Genomic DNA, 19,628 nt, shown 5'->3' on the forward strand with positions numbered 1-19,628 from the left:
TTATTTCTGATTTTTTAATATTTCATCAACTATTATTTCGGCAGCGTTTCCGTTACCGTATAGTTTTTTACTGAAATCACCTTTTTTATTAATAATTTCTTCATATGAATTTATAATTACATTAGTATCAGCACCTGCAATTATGTTATAACCGTTTTCCGTTAATTCTGTCCACTCAGTTTCGTTTCTGAGAGTAATACAAGGTTTTTTAAAGAAAAATGCTTCTTTTTGCATACCTCCGCTGTCTGTCATTACAAGTGAACATCTTTTAAGTAAATAAACTATTTCCAGGTATCCTACAGGTTTTATAATTTTAATATTCGAGGAAATTTGAACATTGTTTGCTTCCGTAATTTTTTTTGTTCTCGGATGCAGAGGCAAAATAACAGGTATTTTTTGAGAAATATAATTTAAAGCGTCAAAAATATTTTGTAATCTTTTGCTTGAATCTGTATTCTCGGCTCTGTGAATTGTTGTAATTATAAATTTTTCAGGAACTTTAAAATCCGGTTTTTTCTCAAAATCAGAATAGAATATTGCAGTATCTAACATTACATCTCCGGATTTAACTATTTTACAATCAAAATCACTATATCCTTCATTATTAAGATTTTCAACAGCTTTATCGGTAGGACACAGTAAAATATCGCTTATTCTGTCAGTAAGTATTCTGTTCACTTCTTCCGGCATTTTCATATTATAAGAACGTAAACCTGCTTCAACATGTGCAACCTTTATATGCAATTTCTTAGCCGCTAATGCACCTGCTAAAGTAGAATTTGTATCGCCGTAAATAAGAATATAGTCAGGTTTCTCTTTCACTAATATTTTTTCTGTTTCCTCTAACATTCTACCTGTCATAGCACCATGGGAAATGCTGTTAATACCAAGATTATAATCAGGTTTAGGAATATGCATCTCTTCAAAAAAAACATCACTCATATTTTTATCAAAATGCTGACCTGTATGAATTATTATTTCTTTAATATTATTCCTTTTACGTATCTCTCTGCTAACTGCTGCTGCTTTTATAAATTGAGGGCGAGCTCCGATTATTGTAATAATTTTAATCATTTAAAACTTTTTTATAAACATTAAATAACTTTTTTTCTTCAATATTCCAGTTGTATTTTTCTTTAATCATTTTTTGCCCGTTTTTACCCATTTGTTTAACTTTTTCCAGATTATCTTTCATATATTGCATTGCTTTGGATATTTCTTTTGAATTTTCAGGGTTAACACATATTCCGCAATTATTTTTTTCTATAATATCTTTCCAAAGTTGGAAATTTGATGCTATTATAGGTATTCCGGCAGACATATATTCAAATATTTTATTAGGTTGTGCATTAACATGATTTGGGAAAGGCAAAAAAGTTACAATTCCTGCAAGACTGCTACTCATGATTTCACCTAATTCTGTTCTGTCTACAAGACCAAGATAATTTACTTTTTTCCACTCATCCAGATTTTTCATTTCTGACATATATGAACTTTTTCCGGAAGGACCCGCTAATATTAATAAAGATTCTATATCTTTCATAGCTTTAACAATATTAATAATACCTCTTACTGAGGTAATACCTCCTGTATAACAAAAATTATTGGACTTTTTACCGGTATTTTTCAATAATTCACCGATAATCGGATAATTATTTATATCAATTGTATTTTTATTTATATTCAAAAATCTGTTTCTAATATACGGGGTTGCCGTACATATATAGCTAAATTTTTTAGATGCTTTATTTTCTTGCCATTCAATAATTTTTGAAATAACAGGTTTTAAAAATTCTTTTAAATATGGCTTCCCGTATATTTGTCGGGGCAAATCTTCATGAGCATCATAAATTACCTTTTTTCCTTTCTTTTTTAATTTTACTCCGGTTTTAATAAGTTCAAAATCATGAAAATGGTATAAATCGCAATCCAACTCTTTTGCTTTTTTTAATGCTTTTGCAGAATCAACTCTTGCTCTTTTCAACCTTGATGATTGACGTAAACCTATGTCAATAATATTTATTTCTTCTTTAACTTCATCTCCTAATCCGTCAGCAACTATTAAATAAACTTTATAATATTTTGATAAACTTTTACATTCTTTATGGAATATTCTCACATCATATCTCGTATGAACAGTTGTTATATGGCAAATTCTTTTCATTATAGTTTTTTTTCGGGGAAAATAATAAACGCAAATATTAAAACAAGAAAGAAACCGTGTGTAAGAATTACGGTTAAAAGTGCCGAACTTACAAAAGTCAGCATATAAAAAATAAATAACCCGAAATATTTAGGGTTTAACTTTATTGAATTAAGCAATGCAAAAATAAAAGAAAAAATAAGAGAATATAAAATCACACCTAAAAAACCGAAGTTCATAAATCCGTCACTTATAATACCGTTATTAGCATTCATCAATGGTTTATGAAAATACACATCTGCAATTGTATGGGCAGGAGACATATCATACCGGTAATCTGCAAAACTGCTGAATATACTGTGAGACAAGTATAAGTGTGAATCTTTATAGAAATCAAAATAAAATTCGTTTAATAATGACGGAACAAAAAAAACTCTCCTTACAAATATTGATTTAAACATATTATTGTTGTTTAAAAAATAATCCGGAATACTCACAAGAATTAACAATGCCAAAAGAAAACCAAGTGTTAATTTAATTTTATCGTTATATTTTTTTCCGAATATATAATAGAAAAAAATAACAACAGGAGTAAAATAAACGCTCTTATGCCCTGAAACAAGAAAAAGATATATTAATACAAGCAATGAAAAAAGAACAAATAAATAATTTTTTCTGATTAAACTAAAAACAAGTATTACCGGAACTGCAATTTTTGCCAACCAATTAAAAAAATATGAGGTAAAAAAAGATGTATTTTCTTTATAAACTTCTCTTACATCATAAACATCTTTCAAGCTGAAAACATTAGTGTTAATATTAAATTTAAAATCTGCAATAACAGGTATTAAAAGAATAACAGAAAAGAAAATTAAAAAGTAATATTTTTCGGTTTCGCCTAAATAAATTGTTTTTATCTTAAATTTTATTGTTGAAAAAACAGCAAAAATTATAAAGAAAGTAATCACAGAATAAAACACCAAGCGAGAACCATCTGAATATGAGAACATTATATGCCCGGGAATAAAAACAAGAACTAATAAAAAAATATAAAGAGCATAAATAAATTTACTTCTTTTATATAAAAAATAAGAAGTTAAAATAAGAAAAATAAACCATAATTTGCTTTCAACATATTTTACTATATTTAATTTAAGAACTACGCCAAGATTTTGATAATAATGTGCAACATAAGATTTGTAATAATATTCTAATACAAAGCTAACTGCAATAAGTAATAAAATTGTTATGATAAAATCTTTCTTAACAATTATTTTAAGTTGTTTTAATGATATTTTTTCAGAAGAACTATCCATTAATTATTTCTGTTTTGATAATATCTTAAATTTAAACTTTTAATAATAAAACACGAATTAATATTAATATACAAATTGCAGGAATTACATATTTAAATATTTCCGTAAAAACATTATATATTTTAACTTTTGCAATTTTAATTATCAATAATAAATATAAAAATCGGAAAACAAAACCGGAAACAACATAAACAAAAATTGAAGAATAATCATCATATCCTTTTTCAGACATAAATATCAACAATCCTATTCTGCTGACAAACATTACAAAGTTAAAAATTAAATTTGTTCTTTGTCTTTCATAAACGGCAAATAAGTTCGTAAGTGGTGAGGATATAAAGATTATAAAAATCCAAAGGCTGAAAATTCTGGAATATTCTCCGGCAATTATCCATTCGTTTCCGAATATAAAAGGAAAAATATAATCACCGAAAATACCTGTAACAGCAAGCGGTAAAAAAGAAATAAGAACAAGTTTTTTAAAAACCCCGAAAGTAAAAGCCGAAACATCTTTACCTGTATTTTTAAGTTCATTTGCTTTTTTAAAAAATGCTTGTCCCATTGAAAATGCCAACAAAGAAAAAGGCAACAGCAAAACTTTATAAGCAAAAGAATAATGACCGGTAATATTATCCCCGTAATATTGCATTAATATAATTATCGGAAATTGAACTGAAAGAACATTGAGCAACTCAGACCAAGTATCAAATAAAGGAAACTTTTTATATCGTTTAAAAACTGCAATTATTTTTTCTTTTTTAATATAACTGAAATATCTTCTTTCTTTAGAAATCAAAATTCCGAGCATATATAAAGCTGAACTCAATTGCCCAAAAATCCATCCGAAAACTAACCCGAGACTTCCTTTTTTCAAAAAACCGATACTTACTGCAATTGCAGAATTCCCTGAACTTGCAATAACTTTAGATTTTGCAATATTTTTAAATTGATTTCTTCTGTTAAACCAATAATTTAATGCTTTAAATAAACCCAAAGAAAATACCGTTAACGGTAAGAAATAAAGATAAAAAGATATATTTTTGTTTCCTGCAATATCAGCAATCTGTGAATTAAACAAAAGAACAGAAGCTAAAATCAGCAATGCTAATCCGACTGAAATTACTATACTTAAAGAAAATATATTTATTGCATCGCTGTCCTTTTTTGGTAATACTATAGCCATTTCGTATCTTCCTGTTGCAAAAACGGCAAGAATTGATGCAATACTCATATACAACGCAAGAACACCAAAATCTTCAGGTGTATATATACGAGATAAAACAGGAGATAAAACAAGCGGAACTATTTGAGCAATAGTAGTACCGGTAAATAAGGTAAGCGAATTTTTTACAAACTCTGATTTATTAATATATTCTTTAATCTTTTTTACCATTTATTTATCCTGTTATTTTTTTATAATTTTTTATAATGGTAAAACGTTTATAATAAAACTTATGCTGTCTGTCCTCAGAATTTGGAATGTTCTTACCCGACAAAAGAGTTTTTCGGGTTTAGTTAAGAAAGGTACTTTATTCAATTACTTTTTTTATAAACTTAGCCGGATTACCTGCAACAACCTCTCTTTCGTTAACTTTCTTAACAACATTTGCCGCCATACCTACTAACGAATTATCTTCAATTGTTAATTGATTCAGAATAGAAGCAGACGGTGCTATCCACACATTTTTTCCTATCATAACACTTCCCGCAACCATAGCATTGGCAATTACAACCGAGTTTTCACCTACTGTAACTCCGTGTGCAATATGAACCAAATTATCAATTTTACTATTTTCTTTTAAAATTGTACTTCCCAAAACCGCTTTATCAATACATGTATTATTTCCGATTTCAACATTATTTTCAATAATTACATTACCGATATGAGGTATTAATTCAAATTTGCCTTCTTTATCTTTTTCATAACCGAACCCTATTCCGCCTACAGTACAATTTGAACCGATAACAACATTATGTCCTATAATTGTATCTTTAAAAATTACGGTATTATGATTAATTCGTGTATTATCTCCAATCGTGCATTTTTTCTCAATAACAACGTTTTCACCGATAAAAACATTTTTTCCGATTTTTACTGAATCATGAATTTTAGTTGATGCAGCAATTTGTGCAGTTTCTTTTTCATAAAAAAAGAGTTTTACAACCTGCATAAAAGTTCTTCTGGGATTTTCGGTTATAATATAATTACAATCAGTATTTACATTTTTTTTATCAAAATTATTACTGACAATTACGGTTCCGGCTTTCAGATTATTAAGTTTAAGTAAATTTTTATCGTTACACCAAAATAAATTCTCAGCATCTTCATTGTCAGGATTTAATTTGATTAGATTCTTAATAATAGTTTTAGGATTTCCCGTAAATTCAACTATTTCAATTTTATCAATAATTTCTTTTAATTGATATTCCATTATTTATATTCTTAAAAGTTTTACATTTCTATAACCCATCTTACTACTTCAAATGCCTCTGCGTATTCTGCTCCTATCTGCACACCGCGAGTTTTAGCCAATGAAAATATAAATTCTTTAGACATATAATCTCTTCCTTCTTGTGATTTATATGATTTAAGTGCATTAACTTTTGCTTCAATATGATATTTTTGAAGTTTTACAAATGAAGTTGTATGAAAAGACAAATTATTCCAAATTAATTCATAACCCAAAATTGTTGAATTTTTAAAAGCTCTCATCCCTTCATTTGCAATAGTGGTATGATCTTGATGAATATCGTTTAAACTGGGCATTAAAATCAAATCAAATTTTTCTTTTTTTCTTATTTTAATTAAATCTTCAAGAATTTCTTGCCTTACATAGCTTAATTTTCTGACTTGATAATTAAAAATCAATAAATTATCGGGTTTAATACCAAGTTTTTTAGTTGCATCTTTAACTTCCGTTTTCAAAATATCTTTAGGTAAACCTTCCGGAACTGACTCTTCGGCAGTAGAAAAAGCAGCATAATATACTTCGGCTCCGCTTTCAATTAATTTTGCAATAGTTCCGCCTGCACCTAACTCTCCGTCATCGGTATGCGGTGCCAAAACCAAAACTTTACTAAATTTACTTATCATTTTATAAAATATTATCGTGAATTAAAAACTCCTGCAAAAATAATTGCTTTCATATTAATTAATTTCAGATATTATGTTTTCATAAACATCTTTTAAATCTTCCCACTCTGCAACATTAAAATTATTATTATGCCACAGAAGCACAAAAGTACCTTTATATTTTTTAACTGTATCTTTTAAGACAATAATTTTATTATAAAACTCATTTTTGTCAGGATACTTTTTTAGTAATGCCTGGTCCATTACAATTAACGGTTGCTCTTTTATGTTTAGTTTTTTTCTTGTAAGAATATTAAATAATGAATATTCATAACAAGTTCCTGAACGAAAACCTATATTATTAATAAAGCCCATTGTGTTGTCAGTTCTTAAGCCTTCATCTTCATACATTTGCCAAGTTGCAGGATTTTCAAAACGCAAAAAGTGTTGTCTGCCTTCTTCAATTTTTATATTTTTCGGAAAACGTTTTAACTCTTCATTAAAAAGCTTTGAGTCTATATATGAACGATATGCTCCGTGAATTCCGACAATATGTCCTCGATCCTTGATGTTGTGTATTGTCTCAACAACAGCTGTATCAGTAATATTATATTGTGCATCCTCTTCTCCAATGATTGCAGGAATAAAATAAAAATGTGAATTTAAACCTGCTTTTTCTGATAAATCCATCAAATAATCAAACGTATCATAAGGGTCTTTTTCTGTTCCTTTTTTAATTTTTGAATATGATTTTAATGTGTTTATTGCTTTTTTTAAACTTTTTCGTTTAAAAATATCACCGCCGATTGCTTTTATAAGTTTTGAAAACGTATCATATCTGGCAAAAAAATCAATATCGTGCGTAATTTTTACTTGATATTTATGTTTATTTTCAAATTTAAGACCTAAATAAGAAAACATATTTCTTAACATTTCAAGATATTCATTCACAACAGGTCTTTCATTAAAACTATGTTTAACAGAAAGTTGTAAATCATCAGGAACTCTGTTGTGTTTATCTTTTTCTGAAATTACATGCTCTTCCCAACGTGTCAGCATAAAAAATGAAGATGCAAAAATATCAATTCCGCAAGTTATTTTATTTTCTGAAATTTCAATTTTCTCATTTCCGTAGATAACAGGAATATTTTTTTCGGAAGTGAACCGGTTTTCGGCAAAAATTACCTTATAGGGAATGTTTTTTTCTTTCAGGTAGGATAAATCTTCGGGAAAATTGTTGAAAAACGCATCTTTTATTTCAATTTCTTTATTTTGAAATAAAATTTTATATGAGTTTAATTCAACAATTTCAATTTTATAGTTAATACCGAGAAACTCCGAAAAGATAATATCAACTATGTATTTTCTTTCTTGAATATTGTTGTTCGGTATTCTGATTTTCAAATTCATTTATCAATTCTCAAATATTTCCTTCAAAACTTTTTCTTCATTCTCCCAGCATAATTCTGTCGATGCTTTTTTCAAATTTTCTTTCCAAATTTTGCGTTTCTCAACATTATTTAGCATAAAATCTATCTTTTCGGCAATATGTTCGGGGTTATGATTTTCTATAAAACAACCGATATCATAAGTTTTTACGACATTCTCAATTTCGGGCAAACGACTTGCAAGAACAGGTACATTTGCTCTTATATAATCAAATAACTTATTGGGCAATGTATAGTAATAATTCAAGCCTATATTTTCTTCAAGCGAAATTCCTATGTCGGCAATTTTAGTATAATTATAAAGAGAATAAAACGGAACTTTTCCGAGAAAAATAACTTTATCATTTAAATTAAGTTTATCAGAAAGCCGTTGTATTTCAAAAACTACATCTCCCTCTCCTATTATCAAAAAAACAGCATCATCAATAAATTGCATTGCTTTTATTGTTTGTTCAATTCCTCTTCCGATATTTACAGCTCCCTGATATAAAATAACTTTTTTATTCTTGGTTTTCAAAGAAAGTTCATGTTTTTCCTTCTTGTATAACAGTTCACAATTAGGAATATTACGAACAACTTTCATTTTAATGTCGTATTTTTTATTGTATATCTCTGCTATTGAGCTACATACGGTATAAGAATGTTTTATTTTCGGCAAGATGCGTTTTTCAATATTTTCCCAAATTCGTTTTATTTTCGGTCGGTTCACAAGTTCCGGCACTTCGGTAAAATATTCGTGACTGTCGTAAACCAACTTCTTCTTCCTGAATTTCAAAGCCAAATAATTTGCAGGCAAAGTATCCAAATCATTTGAAAGAAAAATATCTGCTTTTACAAAAAGTAAAAAGAAAAATAAACGAATATTGTAACAAGCATAAAACATTACTCCTTTGTTGAAAATAAGTTTAAAACGTTTTGTTTGATATTCTCTGTTAACAGGCAAACTTTTTTTCAACTTCCTTCCGACAAGCAAAACCTCAAAACCAAATTTAATTAATGAACTTGCAACTTTATGAACCCGATTATCGGTAACAAGGTCATTAGTAACGGAAATTATTATTTTCGGTTTTTTTTCAAACATTCAAGTTAATTACTTAAGTTGAAATCCCATTCCGAGAGTTCTGAAATAAAATCATAATAATTAAATTCAAGTTTTATTGGTGTTACAGTTGCATACCCGTTATCAATTTGGTAAATATCATTGTCGGTTTTGCCTTCATCTTTATTGGTCAACTTGCCGGTTATCCAAACAAAGTTACGTTTGTGAGGGTCGTTTGCTTTTACAAATTTCTCACCCCAAACTCCGTTTGCTCCTTTCATTGCTTTTACTCCTTTAATTTTAACTTTCGTAACATCAGGAAAATTGACATTCAAACAAACACCCTCGGGAAGTTCCTTTCTTATAAGTTCCGAAATAATTTTTTCAATATACGGAACCGCATCTTCAAAATCAGCATTCGGGTCATGATTGTCAACCGAGAAACCTACGGATTTTATATCGTGCATTGCTCCCTCAATTGCTGCTGCCATAGTTCCTGAATACAAAACGCTTACCGATGTATTGGCTCCGTGATTAATTCCGGAAAGTATTAAGTCGAATTTTCTGTTTGGTGCTATTTCATGTAGTGCAATTTTAACGCAGTCAACCGGAGTACCGGAAGTTGAATATTCTGCATAATGCTCTGTTTCAATAACTTTATCAATTTTTATAGGTATTGCTTGTGTAATTGAATGCGATTTTGCAGACTGCGGGGCATCCGGGGCAACAACCAAAACATCTCCGAACTTTTTTGCCGTTTCAATCAATATTCTTAATCCTTTTGCTGTTATTCCGTCATCGTTTGTTACTAATATATATGGTCTTTTTTCTGTCATTCTGTTTCTTTTTATTAGATTTGTCACAAAGATAAATTAATTATAAGTTATGAATTATAAATTTTGATTTTTAACCGAAAAAAATGCTGCAGACAGAAACAAAAATAAGAGTTCGCTACGGAGAAACCGACCAAATGGGATATGTTTATTACGGAAACTATCCGTTATATTATGAAGTTGCAAGAACAGATATGATACGCAAAATCGGTTGGACATACAGTCAAATGGAGAAAAACGGCGTTATGATGCCTGTTGCTTCTATGAATGTTAAATACTTACGTCCTGCATATTACGATGATGAACTGACTGTTAAAGTAACAGTTAAAAAAATGCCGACAAAAAAAATGGAATTTGAATACGAAGTTTTTAACGAACAAAACAAACTTATAAATACCGGTAATACAACTTTAGTTTTTGTTGATATGAAAACAGGCAGACCGACAAACCCTCCGGAAGAGTTTACAAATAAGATTAAAGTCTATTTTGAATAAAAAAAGGGAGAAATTTACTCCCTTTTTCATATTTTTATTTGTGCTTTTCTTTAAATTTCTTTATACCTTCTCTTAAAAAGCGTGAAAAAGCAACAGGATCAGGATTATAAAAATATGGGTCTTTAATTAAAACTTTTCCGTTATAATCTAAAATAATGTATGCCGGTTGTGCATTCATTCCGAAACGAGAAATTTGAAAATCGGCATATTTTGAACCCAGTGTTTTTTTAACTTTACCGTCATAACTTGACGTTACCCAATCTTTTTTATCTAACTCAGTTCTGTCGTCAACATATAAAGATGCAATGACATAATCATTTTTTAAAATAGGCAAAACAGCCTCTGTTCCCCAAACATTATCTTCCATTTTTCGACAATTTACGCATGCATATCCTGTAAAATCAAGCATTACGGGTTTATTTTGTTCTTTTGCACATGCTAACGCTTGTTCATAATCAAAATACCCTAGTAATCCGTGAGGCATTTCATGCACATCTCCGTATTTCGGTTCAAAACAATTACTTTCTGAAAATGTTTCAGTTGCTGAACCGCCGCTGCCTTCAGAATTCATTCTTACAACTTTTGCGATATCAAATTCATGCGTACTCATGGGCGGCAAATAACCGGAAAGAATTTTTAAAGGTGCACCGAATAATCCCGGTATCATATAGACAACAAAAGAAAATGTTAAGATAGCAAATACTAATCTCGGTACTTTTAAGAAAGGCAAATCACTATCATGCGAAAATTTTATTTTTCCGAGAAGGTAGAAACCCATTAACGTAAAAATAGTTATCCAAAGAGCAAGATAAATCTCTCTGTTCAGTAAGCCCCAATGATAAGTTAAATCGGCAATACTTAAAAATTTAAGACCTAATGCCAGTTCAATAAACCCGAGAACAACCTTAACAGAATTTAGCCAACCGCCTGATTGCGGCATTTTATTCATAAGATGCGGGAAGAAAGCAAAAATTCCGAAAGGAATTGCAAATGCAAGTCCGAATCCGAGCATCCCGATTATGGGTCTTAACACATCACCGCCGGCAGATTCGACCAAAACAGTTCCGACAAGAGGTCCTGTACAAGAAAATGAAATTACAACTAATGAAAATGCCATAAAAAACGGAGCAAAAAATCCGCCTTTATCAACTTGTTTTTCAGAACTTTTAGTCATCCAGCTCGGCAATACAATTTCAAACATCCCAAAGAATGATGCGGCAAAAATCATAAATACCAAAAAGAAGAGAACATTAGGAATCCAATGTGTGCTTAACCAGTTGGCAAATTCAGGACCGAGTGTTACGGCAACCAACGTACCTATAATTGTATATATAAATATAATAGAAAGTGAGAAAAACATTGCTTCTGCCCTACTCTTTGCTTTTGATTTTTTCTCGTGCATAAAAAATGAAACCGTCATGGGTATCATCGGAAAAACGCAAGGAGTTAAAATTGCGGCAAATCCGGCAATCAATGCAGCAATAAATAATGCCCAAAATCCGCCTTTATCAGTTGCCGAATTAATTTCACCGGTGTCATTACTTTCCGCAACAACCGCACTTGTATCAGAAGCTGTTTTATTGGTATCAACTTCTTCCGTAACAACTTTATTTGTATCCGGAACTTCTTCCGTTATTGTATCATCCTTTGTTTCTTTTTGCAGTTGTTTTTTAATTGAATTAAGACCCGGAACTTTAAATTCAAAATCTTCATTCAGCGGAATACACATTCCTTCATCTGTACAGGCCTGACCGAAAAAAGAAACTGTAACGGTAAAATCATTATCAGATAAAACTTTAACTTTTTGAGTAAAGTATGCTTCTTTTTCAAAAGTTTGAATATTTGCCTCCATCAAATCATCATATTCTTTATGAGGCTTCGGCCATTCTAAAACTTTACCTGTTTTTTTATATGATGAACTTTCATTAAAAATAAATTCTGCGGGAATTCCGCCGGCAGGCTCGGAGTATTGTCCGTACAAATGCCAAGTTTTGTCTATTGTAGCCTTAGCAACAAGTTTTACTTCAGTTTCATTTATAACTTTTGTGTAAAATGTCCATTTAACCGGTTGTAATATTTGAGAATTAACATTAATACTTGTAAACATTAATGCTGTTAATGCCAAAATTATATTTTTTACCTTCATTTTAAAATTGTATAAAATTTTTTAATATTATTTAATCATAAAAACGTGTTTACCGGAAACCATAAAGCACATTCCTGTTTTATCATTGCATGCTTGTCCTTCAATAATTATTTTCCAGATATTTTTTTAAAAGAAGTTGCATTTTATAACAAAGCAACAAATATAAAAATATTTTTTTTGTGACTTATGTTACTTATTAAAATCATCAGCAAGAATTTGACAGTATAAAATAAACACAAAAACCAAACAGATAAAGTTAAACGTTAAAAATAAATTTTTGTTGCAATAATCTAATTAAAAAAGAGACATCATATATTGATGCCTCCCTTAGAAGTATTGGTAATTTCAAAAAATGCTTTTATTTATCTCGCTCTTCTTTTGAAGATTTCACGAGCCGAGTAACAGAAAGATGTTTTCTTCCGCTTTTTGAGGTAAAATATTGAACGAAAACATCATAATAGTTAATAACTGCTTCGTCTAAAGGAGATGTTTCACCGTCAACATTCATGTAATAACCTCCGGTAACGCTTTTATATGCATCAATAAAATATGTTGCGGGGTTTAAATCTGTAAAAACTACAATTCCGTCACTTCCGGTTGTTAGTACTTCGCTTACAGGGTTTGTAAGGTTTTGCCAATTAGTTGAATCTCCGTAAAGTTGCACCTCGCATCCGGAAACAGGATCATTTGTACCTTCATATTTTATTAAAATGTCTAAATCTGTTGAATTTATTACGTTCAACACAGTAACAACATCAGTAAATGTTTCCGTTGTATTATATCCGTTTGCTGTTAGTGAAACTTGATATGTTCCGGGTAAAGTATAAACATGGTTAGCATTTCTTTGGTTAGAAGTTGTTCCGTCACCGAAATTCCATTCATATTCTTCTGCATATTGAGAGCAATCAACAAAACTGACGGGTTCATTTATATAATGAATATCTCCGGTTACCACAAAACATGCATTTACGTCATTGTAATGAGGTGTTCTGTTACAACTGCTGAATGTAAGCAGCAAAATAGGGATAATAAATTTTATTTTTTCCATAATACGTTGATTTTTAGTTAATAAATATTGTTAAAATAGTTCCTTGTTACTATTTAACTTCAATTTTTATATATTTTTCATTTTTAATTTTACCGTCTTCTCGTTCATATTTGAAATGTAAGAAAAGTATTCCTGTTTTTTTTGTTGAAAAAGTCCATAAATCATATCCGCCGCCGCCGACCATGTTCATAGTTTTTTCTTCTTTTACAAATTCATTACTTATTTCTTTTATAATTCCCGGTTTTATTTTACTTGCAATTTTCCACTTATAACCTGTGCTGGGATTTGATGATAATTTTATTTTTAAAGTATCATTTAAATTCACGGTATATGTATTATCTAATTTACTTTCAGGCACATCTTTCAGTACAACCTTCTGACTGTCACAAGATTGCATTGCAAATAATACAATTAAAACAATTACCGGAATAATGAGTTTTTTAGTCATAGTTTCTATTTTTATTTAATAAACATTTAATTTATTCTTTGCTTTATAGTTTCATACATCAAAATAGATGCCGCAACTGAAACATTTAATGATTTTATTTCTCCGAGAACAGGGATTTTTACAAACTCATCTGATAATGAGATAATTGATTTTGAAACTCCTGCATCTTCAGCTCCTACTACAATTAATAACGGAACTTTAAAATCGGTTTTATAATAATTGTGTTCTGCTTTTTCACTTGCCGTTACAACTTTTAAACCGCTGTTTTTAAGATTTTCAAGTGTTTTTCTCAGACTCGGAGTTCTGCATATAGGAACTTTATGTAAAGCTCCTGCCGATGTTTTAACTGCATCTGCATTAATTTGTGCCGAACCTTTTTCGGGAACTAAAACTGCATCTGCTCCGGCACATTCTGCCGTTCTTACAATTGCTCCGAAATTCCTTACATCGGTTACACCGTCTAAAACAATTACAAAAGGAGTTCTGCCTTCTTCAAAAACTCTTGTAACAATTTCTTCAATATTATAAAAATTAACGGGAGAAATAAAAGCTAAAACACCTTGATGGTTTTTTCGTGTTATTTTATTAATTTTCTGAATCGGTACAAACTGAAATAATATTTTATGTTTTTTTAAAACTTGCAGAAGTTCTTTTTGAAGTTCATTATCATTACTTCTCGTAACTAATACCTTTTCAATTTGTTTATCAGAATTTACTGCCTCTATAACCGCACGTGTTCCGAATATAAAATTATCTTTTGCCATATAGCTTTCAAAAATACAATAATTTAGTAATTTAGCATGTTTTTTCTTTGTAAAGAACAAAATTCAACCGTAATTATTATGATACTTAAACAAAATTCAAATCTTGATAATTTTTTTGTCGGAATAATCTCAGGACTTATTGCCGCATTTATAATTACAACAATTATAGTTCATGCAAATATTAAAGAGCCGGATTTAACTGTATGGGATCACTATAAAGGCTTTTTTAAAAACCCGTTTTTTAAATCCAGAATATTATTATCGTTAAAAGGCGGAGCAATAGGAGTTTTACCCTTATTTTATCTTTTTCTGAATAAAAAAATGATGAAAGCCGTTAAAGGTTTAATTGCTGTTGTTGCATTGATAGGGATTCTTGTTGTTTGGGGAATATTAACTTAATAATAAAAAATTGAAATATTACTTAACAGTAGGAGAAGCTTCGGGAGATTTGCATGCATCAAATTTAATGAAAGCAATAAAAAGATTTGATAAAAATGCTGAGTTCAGATACCTCGGCGGTGATTTAATGAAAAAACAAGGCGGAACACTTGTAAAACATTTTAAAGAAACTGCTTATATGGGTTTCTTAGATGTTTTTTTTCATCTTCCCGCCATTTTAAAAAACATTAAATTCATTAAAAAAGATATAGCCGAATTTAATCCCGATGTTGTTATTTTAACGGATTATCCGGGTTTTAATTTAAGAATTGCCGAATTTACACACAAAAAAGGACTGAAAACGTATTATTATATTTCTCCTAAAATTTGGGCATGGAAACAATCAAGAGTTCATAAAATTAAAAAATTTATTGATAAGCTTTTCATTATTTTTCCTTTTGAAAAAGACTTTTATAAAAAATTTAATTACGAAGTTGAATATGTCGGCAATCCGGTAATGGATGCAATTGATTCTTCTGCAAAAGACATTAAGAAATTCAGAGACAAATATAAATTAAGTGATAAAAAAATAATTGCTTTACTTCCCGGCAGCAGAAAACAAGAAATAAAACATAATTTTCCGATAATGTTAAAAGTTGCTGAAAAATTTAATGATTATCAATTTATTGTTGCCGCTGCAACTTCGTTAGAAAAAAACGTTTTTGAACAATACATAAATAAGCAAAACATAAAGCTTATTTATAACGACACTTATGAAATATTAAAACATTCGGAAGCTGCAATCGTAACTTCCGGAACAGCAACTTTAGAAACTGCAATATTAAACATCCCTGAATTAGTGTGTTACAAAGGAGAGCATATTTCTTATCAAATTGCAAAAAGACTGGTAAAAGTTGATTATATTTCACTGGTTAATCTTGTTATGCAGAAAGAAGTTATAAAAGAGTTTATTCAATACGACATGACCGTTGAAAATATTACAAAAGAATTGGAACTATTATTAAACGATGACGTATATAAAAACACAATGTTGAAAAACTTTGAGGAAATGAGAAAAAAGCTCGGAGGCAAAGGTGCTTCTGAAAGAACTGCCGAAATAATAGTTAAAAGTTTAAATTAATCAGAAAATATGAGAAATTTATTATTAATTACATTTATATCTATACTATCGCTTACAAATATGTTTTCGCAAGCATTACCGATAGCAATTGACGGAAGATATAATGACTGGGGCGGTGCCGCATCTTTTGAAGACACGCAAAATGACGGAAGCAATATTGATTTACTGTCTTTTTCGGTTTCAAACGACAGCTCATATTTGTTTATTCGAATAGCATTATCAGAAGAAATTGAATTGGATTATAACAATAATCTTTATTTGGAAATTGATGCCGATAATAATGCTTCAACAGGATATCCGGTAAACGGAATAGGTGCCGATTTAGCAATAAATTTCGGAGACAAAACATTTATATATAATGCACCTGACGGAAGCACCAGCTATTTATCACACTATGACATAGGATTTTATGAACTTCCGACCGTAACCTCCGACACTTTTGAATTTGCAATAAATCGTTTTGCAATGCCTGACGGAACAAATCTTTTATTCAACAACCCCGTTATTGATATTTGCTTTATTGAAAACATAAGCGGAGGAGATAAAATGCCTAATTCGGGAACAATTTTCTCATATACTTTTGACGAAACGCCTGTTGAAACATATAATTATATCGGGTTTGAAAAAAATAATGAATCAGACGTACGCTTAATGACTTATAATACTCTTTATGACGGATTAATAAGCAGTAATACACAAAGAGTTGCAGCCTTTCAAAGAATAATTACTGCCGTAAATCCGGATATCATTACTTTTAACGAATGTTGGAGTACTACAAAATATCAGGCACAAAATTTATTAAATTCATGGCTGCCTGTTTCGGGAGGTCAATGGACATGTATAAAAGCGGATGAAGGAAATATTACTTGTTCAAAATATAATATTCCGGATTATTATACCATAGACCCGACATATATTAACAGAATAACGGCAAACTTAGTTGACTTGCCTGATACATACCCTCGTGATATACTTGTAATAAATTCACATTTTAAATGTTGCTCTGACGATAATACAAGGCAATCGCAAGCAGATGCAATTATCAGTTTTATAAGAGATGTTAAATCTTCCGGAGGAGGAATAACTTTACCATACGGAACACCTTTTGTTATAAGCGGAGATTTGAACTTAGTGGGAAGCAGCCGGCAATTAAAAACATTATTAACCGGAGATATTCTTAATAACTATGAATTCGGGGAAGATATCAGCCCTGACTGGGACAACACAAACTTAACAGACATAATCGGTTTTCACACAGACGAAAGAACAGCATTAACATGGCTTGATAATACTTCAAGTTATTGGCCCGGACGAATAGATTATACAATCAGTTCTGATGAAGGCTCTTCAGTATCAAAAACTTTTATTGTTAACACAAAAAAAATGTTACCTGAACGGCTTTCTCAATATAGCTTATTAATTTCTGACAGTGAACTTGCTTCAGACCATTTTCCGAAAATTACAGACTTTATAATTGAAGATGCAATTGAAAATGTAAGTGATTTAAAAGATTTCGAAGGAATAAATATTTACCCTAATCCTTCTTCGTCGGGGCTTTTTACTATTGACACCCGAAACAATACAGAGATAAATAAAATTCAGGTATTTAATATTACGGGGCAAAATATTTTTTCTTCCGAAAATAATAAAGGTAAAAACTTTAAGTTAGATTTAAGTTCATTTAATTCAGGTATTTATTTCATTGAAATTTCAACAAAAACATTTACCGGAACTTACAAAGTTGTTAAATAAAAAATGTCATCTTTTTTTGATTACGGCTTGAGTTCGTCTCCTTCTTTATTGTAGAATCTGTATTCTAAATAATTATACGTTACAACCGAAACAATTTTTATTTTACGTTTGTACTTTAAAATCCATTTTCTGAGTTTAGATTTAAACCCGTATCTCAAATATCCGGCAATAAAAGGATGAACATGGAGTTCAATAGCTCCTTTGTATTTACTTATCATATATTGCAAATGATTTTCAACCTCATCGGCAAAAATAATACTCGGTGTAATTTCTCCGGTTCCTTCGCAAGTCGGGCAAGTTTCTTTTGTTTCAATATCAGTGGCAGGTCTTACACGCTGTCGGGTAATTTGCATAAGGCCGAATTTACTCAGAGGTAAAATACTGTGTTTTGTTCTGTCTGTTGCCATAGCTTCTTTCATATACTGAAAAAGCTTTTGTTTGTTCTCCCCGGAATGCATGTCAATAAAATCGACAACAATAATTCCTCCTATATCTCTCAACCTCAACTGCCTTGCAATTTCTTCGGCTGCCAACATATTAACTTCAACTGCATTGGTTTCTTGGTCGGAAGCTTTTTTGGATCTGTTACCGCTGTTTACGTCAACAACCGTTAAGGCTTCTGTTTCTTCAATTATCAAATAAGCTCCGCTTTGTATCGTAACGGTTTTGCCGAAACTTGCTTTAATTTGTTTGCTTATTCCGAAATAATCAAAGATAGGTGTTCTCTTATCATAATATTTTACAATCTTTTCTTTATCCGGGAATATCTCGGATACGTAATTTTTCATTTGAGAATAAACAGATTCGCTGTCAACATAAATACTTGTAAATGAGTTATTAAGAATGTCTCTCAATAAAGCTGCGGGTTTATTTAACTCTCCCATTGCAACCGAGGGCGGGTTTATTTCTTGAAGTTTACTTACGGTACCTTCCCATTTTTTCACTAATTCTCTTAATTCTTCATCCAGCACCGCTACTCTTCTGTTTTTTGCAACAGTTCTTACAATTACACCGAAATTCTCGGGTTTAATACTTTGTATTAATCGTTTTAATCTTTTACGTTCTTCTTCTGCAACTATTTTTTTGGAAATAGAAACAGTATTTGAAAACGGAATTAAAACTAAATTTCGACCGGCAATAGATATTTCGGCACTTAATCTCGGTCCTTTTGTTGAAATAGGTTCTTTTGCAATTTGAACCAATACAATCTGTCCGCCTTTTAAAACTTCAGATATTTTTCCGTATTTATTAATATCCTTTTGCAGTTTAAAATCTTGAAGTTTAACATTTGAACTTTTAGAATTTAAAGCTGTATTAATAAATTTCTGCTGGGAATCAAATTGAGGACCTAAATCAAAATAGTGTAAAAATGCATCTTTTTTAAATCCTACATCTACAAAAGCTGCATTCAAACCGTTCATAACTTTTTTAACTTTTGCTAAAAAAATATCTCCGACGGTAAACTTATTTGAACTTTTTTCTTTGTGAAGTTCCGACAGTCTTTTATTCTCTGTATATGCTATTGATATGTCTCTTTTAGAAACACTTATAATTAATTCATTACTCACGTGTCTTCCGCTTTATTATTTTTTTTTATAAACCAAA

General features: G+C 30.2%; 18 protein-coding genes. 4 read left to right on the forward strand and 14 right to left on the reverse strand.

Features of this window, described 5'->3' with window-relative positions:
- The 9 genes from wecB to surE all read right to left on the reverse strand — a co-directional run bounded on the left by wecB (position 1) and on the right by surE (position 9,855).
- Complete coding sequence (wecB, locus tag L3J35_02780) at positions 1-1,071, reverse strand: UDP-N-acetylglucosamine 2-epimerase (non-hydrolyzing) (GenBank protein ID MCF6365106.1); 1,071 nt, start codon at positions 1,069-1,071, stop codon at positions 1-3.
- Positions 1,067-2,164: a glycosyltransferase gene (locus tag L3J35_02785; GenBank protein MCF6365107.1), complete on the reverse strand. Its 1,098-nt coding sequence runs from the start codon at positions 2,162-2,164 to the stop codon at positions 1,067-1,069. Before L3J35_02785 ends, wecB begins: the two co-directional genes overlap by 5 nt.
- Positions 2,164-3,459, reverse strand: coding sequence for an oligosaccharide repeat unit polymerase (locus tag L3J35_02790; GenBank protein ID MCF6365108.1), 1,296 nt, complete (start codon positions 3,457-3,459; stop codon positions 2,164-2,166). The genes L3J35_02785 and L3J35_02790 overlap by 1 nt, the downstream gene beginning before the upstream one ends.
- Positions 3,460-3,490: 31 nt before the next feature.
- Entirely contained in the window at positions 3,491-4,852 is a 1,362-nt protein-coding gene (locus tag L3J35_02795) for an oligosaccharide flippase family protein (GenBank protein MCF6365109.1), read from the reverse strand.
- A 136-nt stretch (positions 4,853-4,988) separates the two neighbouring features.
- The gene (locus L3J35_02800; protein ID MCF6365110.1) at positions 4,989-5,891 is read right to left on the reverse strand and encodes a hypothetical protein; all 903 of its coding nucleotides are present in this window, start codon (positions 5,889-5,891) and stop codon (positions 4,989-4,991) included.
- A 20-nt stretch (positions 5,892-5,911) separates the two neighbouring features.
- Complete coding sequence (locus tag L3J35_02805; GenBank protein ID MCF6365111.1) at positions 5,912-6,553, reverse strand: PIG-L family deacetylase; 642 nt, start codon at positions 6,551-6,553, stop codon at positions 5,912-5,914.
- A gap of 54 nt (positions 6,554-6,607) precedes the next feature.
- The gene (locus L3J35_02810) at positions 6,608-7,942 is read right to left on the reverse strand and encodes a polysaccharide deacetylase family protein (GenBank protein ID MCF6365112.1); all 1,335 of its coding nucleotides are present in this window, start codon (positions 7,940-7,942) and stop codon (positions 6,608-6,610) included.
- Between the two features lie 3 nt (positions 7,943-7,945).
- Entirely contained in the window at positions 7,946-9,061 is a 1,116-nt protein-coding gene (locus tag L3J35_02815) for a glycosyltransferase (protein MCF6365113.1), read from the reverse strand.
- 5 nt (positions 9,062-9,066) lie between these two features.
- Complete coding sequence (gene surE, locus L3J35_02820; GenBank protein MCF6365114.1) at positions 9,067-9,855, reverse strand: 5'/3'-nucleotidase SurE; 789 nt, start codon at positions 9,853-9,855, stop codon at positions 9,067-9,069.
- 83 nt (positions 9,856-9,938) lie between these two features.
- Between surE and L3J35_02825 the strand changes: the two genes are divergently transcribed.
- A complete protein-coding gene (locus L3J35_02825) occupies positions 9,939-10,346 on the forward strand; it encodes an acyl-CoA thioesterase (protein ID MCF6365115.1) in 408 nt (135 codons plus the stop codon).
- Positions 10,347-10,380: 34 nt separating this feature from the next.
- On the opposite strand, the gene L3J35_02830 is transcribed toward L3J35_02825, so the two are convergent.
- The 4 genes from L3J35_02830 to rlmB form a co-directional block, all read right to left on the reverse strand.
- A complete protein-coding gene (locus L3J35_02830) occupies positions 10,381-12,492 on the reverse strand; it encodes a thioredoxin family protein (GenBank protein ID MCF6365116.1) in 2,112 nt (703 codons plus the stop codon).
- A 358-nt stretch (positions 12,493-12,850) separates the two neighbouring features.
- The gene (locus L3J35_02835; protein MCF6365117.1) at positions 12,851-13,540 is read right to left on the reverse strand and encodes a PKD domain-containing protein; all 690 of its coding nucleotides are present in this window, start codon (positions 13,538-13,540) and stop codon (positions 12,851-12,853) included.
- A gap of 49 nt (positions 13,541-13,589) precedes the next feature.
- On the reverse strand, positions 13,590-13,988 hold the full coding sequence (locus L3J35_02840; protein ID MCF6365118.1) for a protease inhibitor I42 family protein: 399 nt from the start codon (positions 13,986-13,988) through the stop codon (positions 13,590-13,592).
- Between the two features lie 26 nt (positions 13,989-14,014).
- Entirely contained in the window at positions 14,015-14,752 is a 738-nt protein-coding gene (gene rlmB, locus L3J35_02845; protein ID MCF6365119.1) for a 23S rRNA (guanosine(2251)-2'-O)-methyltransferase RlmB, read from the reverse strand.
- A 78-nt stretch (positions 14,753-14,830) separates the two neighbouring features.
- Between rlmB and L3J35_02850 the strand changes: the two genes are divergently transcribed.
- From L3J35_02850 to L3J35_02860, 3 genes are read left to right on the forward strand one after another with little or no spacing between them, the layout of a single operon-like run.
- A complete protein-coding gene (locus L3J35_02850) occupies positions 14,831-15,151 on the forward strand; it encodes a hypothetical protein (protein ID MCF6365120.1) in 321 nt (106 codons plus the stop codon).
- Positions 15,152-15,161: 10 nt separating this feature from the next.
- Complete coding sequence (lpxB, locus tag L3J35_02855) at positions 15,162-16,271, forward strand: lipid-A-disaccharide synthase (GenBank protein MCF6365121.1); 1,110 nt, start codon at positions 15,162-15,164, stop codon at positions 16,269-16,271.
- A gap of 9 nt (positions 16,272-16,280) precedes the next feature.
- Positions 16,281-18,023, forward strand: coding sequence for a T9SS type A sorting domain-containing protein (locus L3J35_02860; GenBank protein MCF6365122.1), 1,743 nt, complete (start codon positions 16,281-16,283; stop codon positions 18,021-18,023).
- Between the two features lie 20 nt (positions 18,024-18,043).
- Here the strand turns inward: L3J35_02860 and L3J35_02865 are convergent, their stop codons facing one another.
- Positions 18,044-19,591 (reverse strand): Rne/Rng family ribonuclease, encoded by a 1,548-nt coding sequence (locus tag L3J35_02865; protein MCF6365123.1) that lies wholly within the window; start codon positions 19,589-19,591, stop codon positions 18,044-18,046.
- Between the last annotated feature and the right edge of the window lie 37 nt (positions 19,592-19,628).

It is taken from the genome of Bacteroidales bacterium (genome assembly GCA_021648725.1).
In the GTDB taxonomy this organism is placed as follows: domain Bacteria; phylum Bacteroidota; class Bacteroidia; order Bacteroidales; family JAADGE01; genus JAADGE01.

What these genes read in the sequence shown, in the direction of transcription:
- rlmB (MCF6365119.1), bottom strand. Translation starts at nt 14,752, where the DNA reads ATGGCAAAAGATAATTTTATATTCGGAACACGTGCGGTTATAGAGGCA.
- L3J35_02835 (MCF6365117.1), bottom strand. Translation starts at nt 13,540, where the DNA reads ATGGAAAAAATAAAATTTATTATCCCTATTTTGCTGCTTACATTCAGC.
- L3J35_02860 (MCF6365122.1), top strand. Translation starts at nt 16,281, where the DNA reads ATGAGAAATTTATTATTAATTACATTTATATCTATACTATCGCTTACA.
- L3J35_02785 (MCF6365107.1), bottom strand. Translation starts at nt 2,164, where the DNA reads ATGAAAAGAATTTGCCATATAACAACTGTTCATACGAGATATGATGTG.
- L3J35_02805 (MCF6365111.1), bottom strand. Translation starts at nt 6,553, where the DNA reads ATGATAAGTAAATTTAGTAAAGTTTTGGTTTTGGCACCGCATACCGAT.
- L3J35_02810 (MCF6365112.1), bottom strand. Translation starts at nt 7,942, where the DNA reads ATGAATTTGAAAATCAGAATACCGAACAACAATATTCAAGAAAGAAAA.
- L3J35_02815 (MCF6365113.1), bottom strand. Translation starts at nt 9,061, where the DNA reads ATGTTTGAAAAAAAACCGAAAATAATAATTTCCGTTACTAATGACCTT.
- L3J35_02825 (MCF6365115.1), top strand. Translation starts at nt 9,939, where the DNA reads ATGCTGCAGACAGAAACAAAAATAAGAGTTCGCTACGGAGAAACCGAC.
- surE (MCF6365114.1), bottom strand. Translation starts at nt 9,855, where the DNA reads ATGACAGAAAAAAGACCATATATATTAGTAACAAACGATGACGGAATA.
- L3J35_02795 (MCF6365109.1), bottom strand. Translation starts at nt 4,852, where the DNA reads ATGGTAAAAAAGATTAAAGAATATATTAATAAATCAGAGTTTGTAAAA.
- L3J35_02850 (MCF6365120.1), top strand. Translation starts at nt 14,831, where the DNA reads ATGATACTTAAACAAAATTCAAATCTTGATAATTTTTTTGTCGGAATA.
- L3J35_02840 (MCF6365118.1), bottom strand. Translation starts at nt 13,988, where the DNA reads ATGACTAAAAAACTCATTATTCCGGTAATTGTTTTAATTGTATTATTT.
- L3J35_02790 (MCF6365108.1), bottom strand. Translation starts at nt 3,459, where the DNA reads ATGGATAGTTCTTCTGAAAAAATATCATTAAAACAACTTAAAATAATT.
- L3J35_02800 (MCF6365110.1), bottom strand. Translation starts at nt 5,891, where the DNA reads ATGGAATATCAATTAAAAGAAATTATTGATAAAATTGAAATAGTTGAA.
- L3J35_02830 (MCF6365116.1), bottom strand. Translation starts at nt 12,492, where the DNA reads ATGAAGGTAAAAAATATAATTTTGGCATTAACAGCATTAATGTTTACA.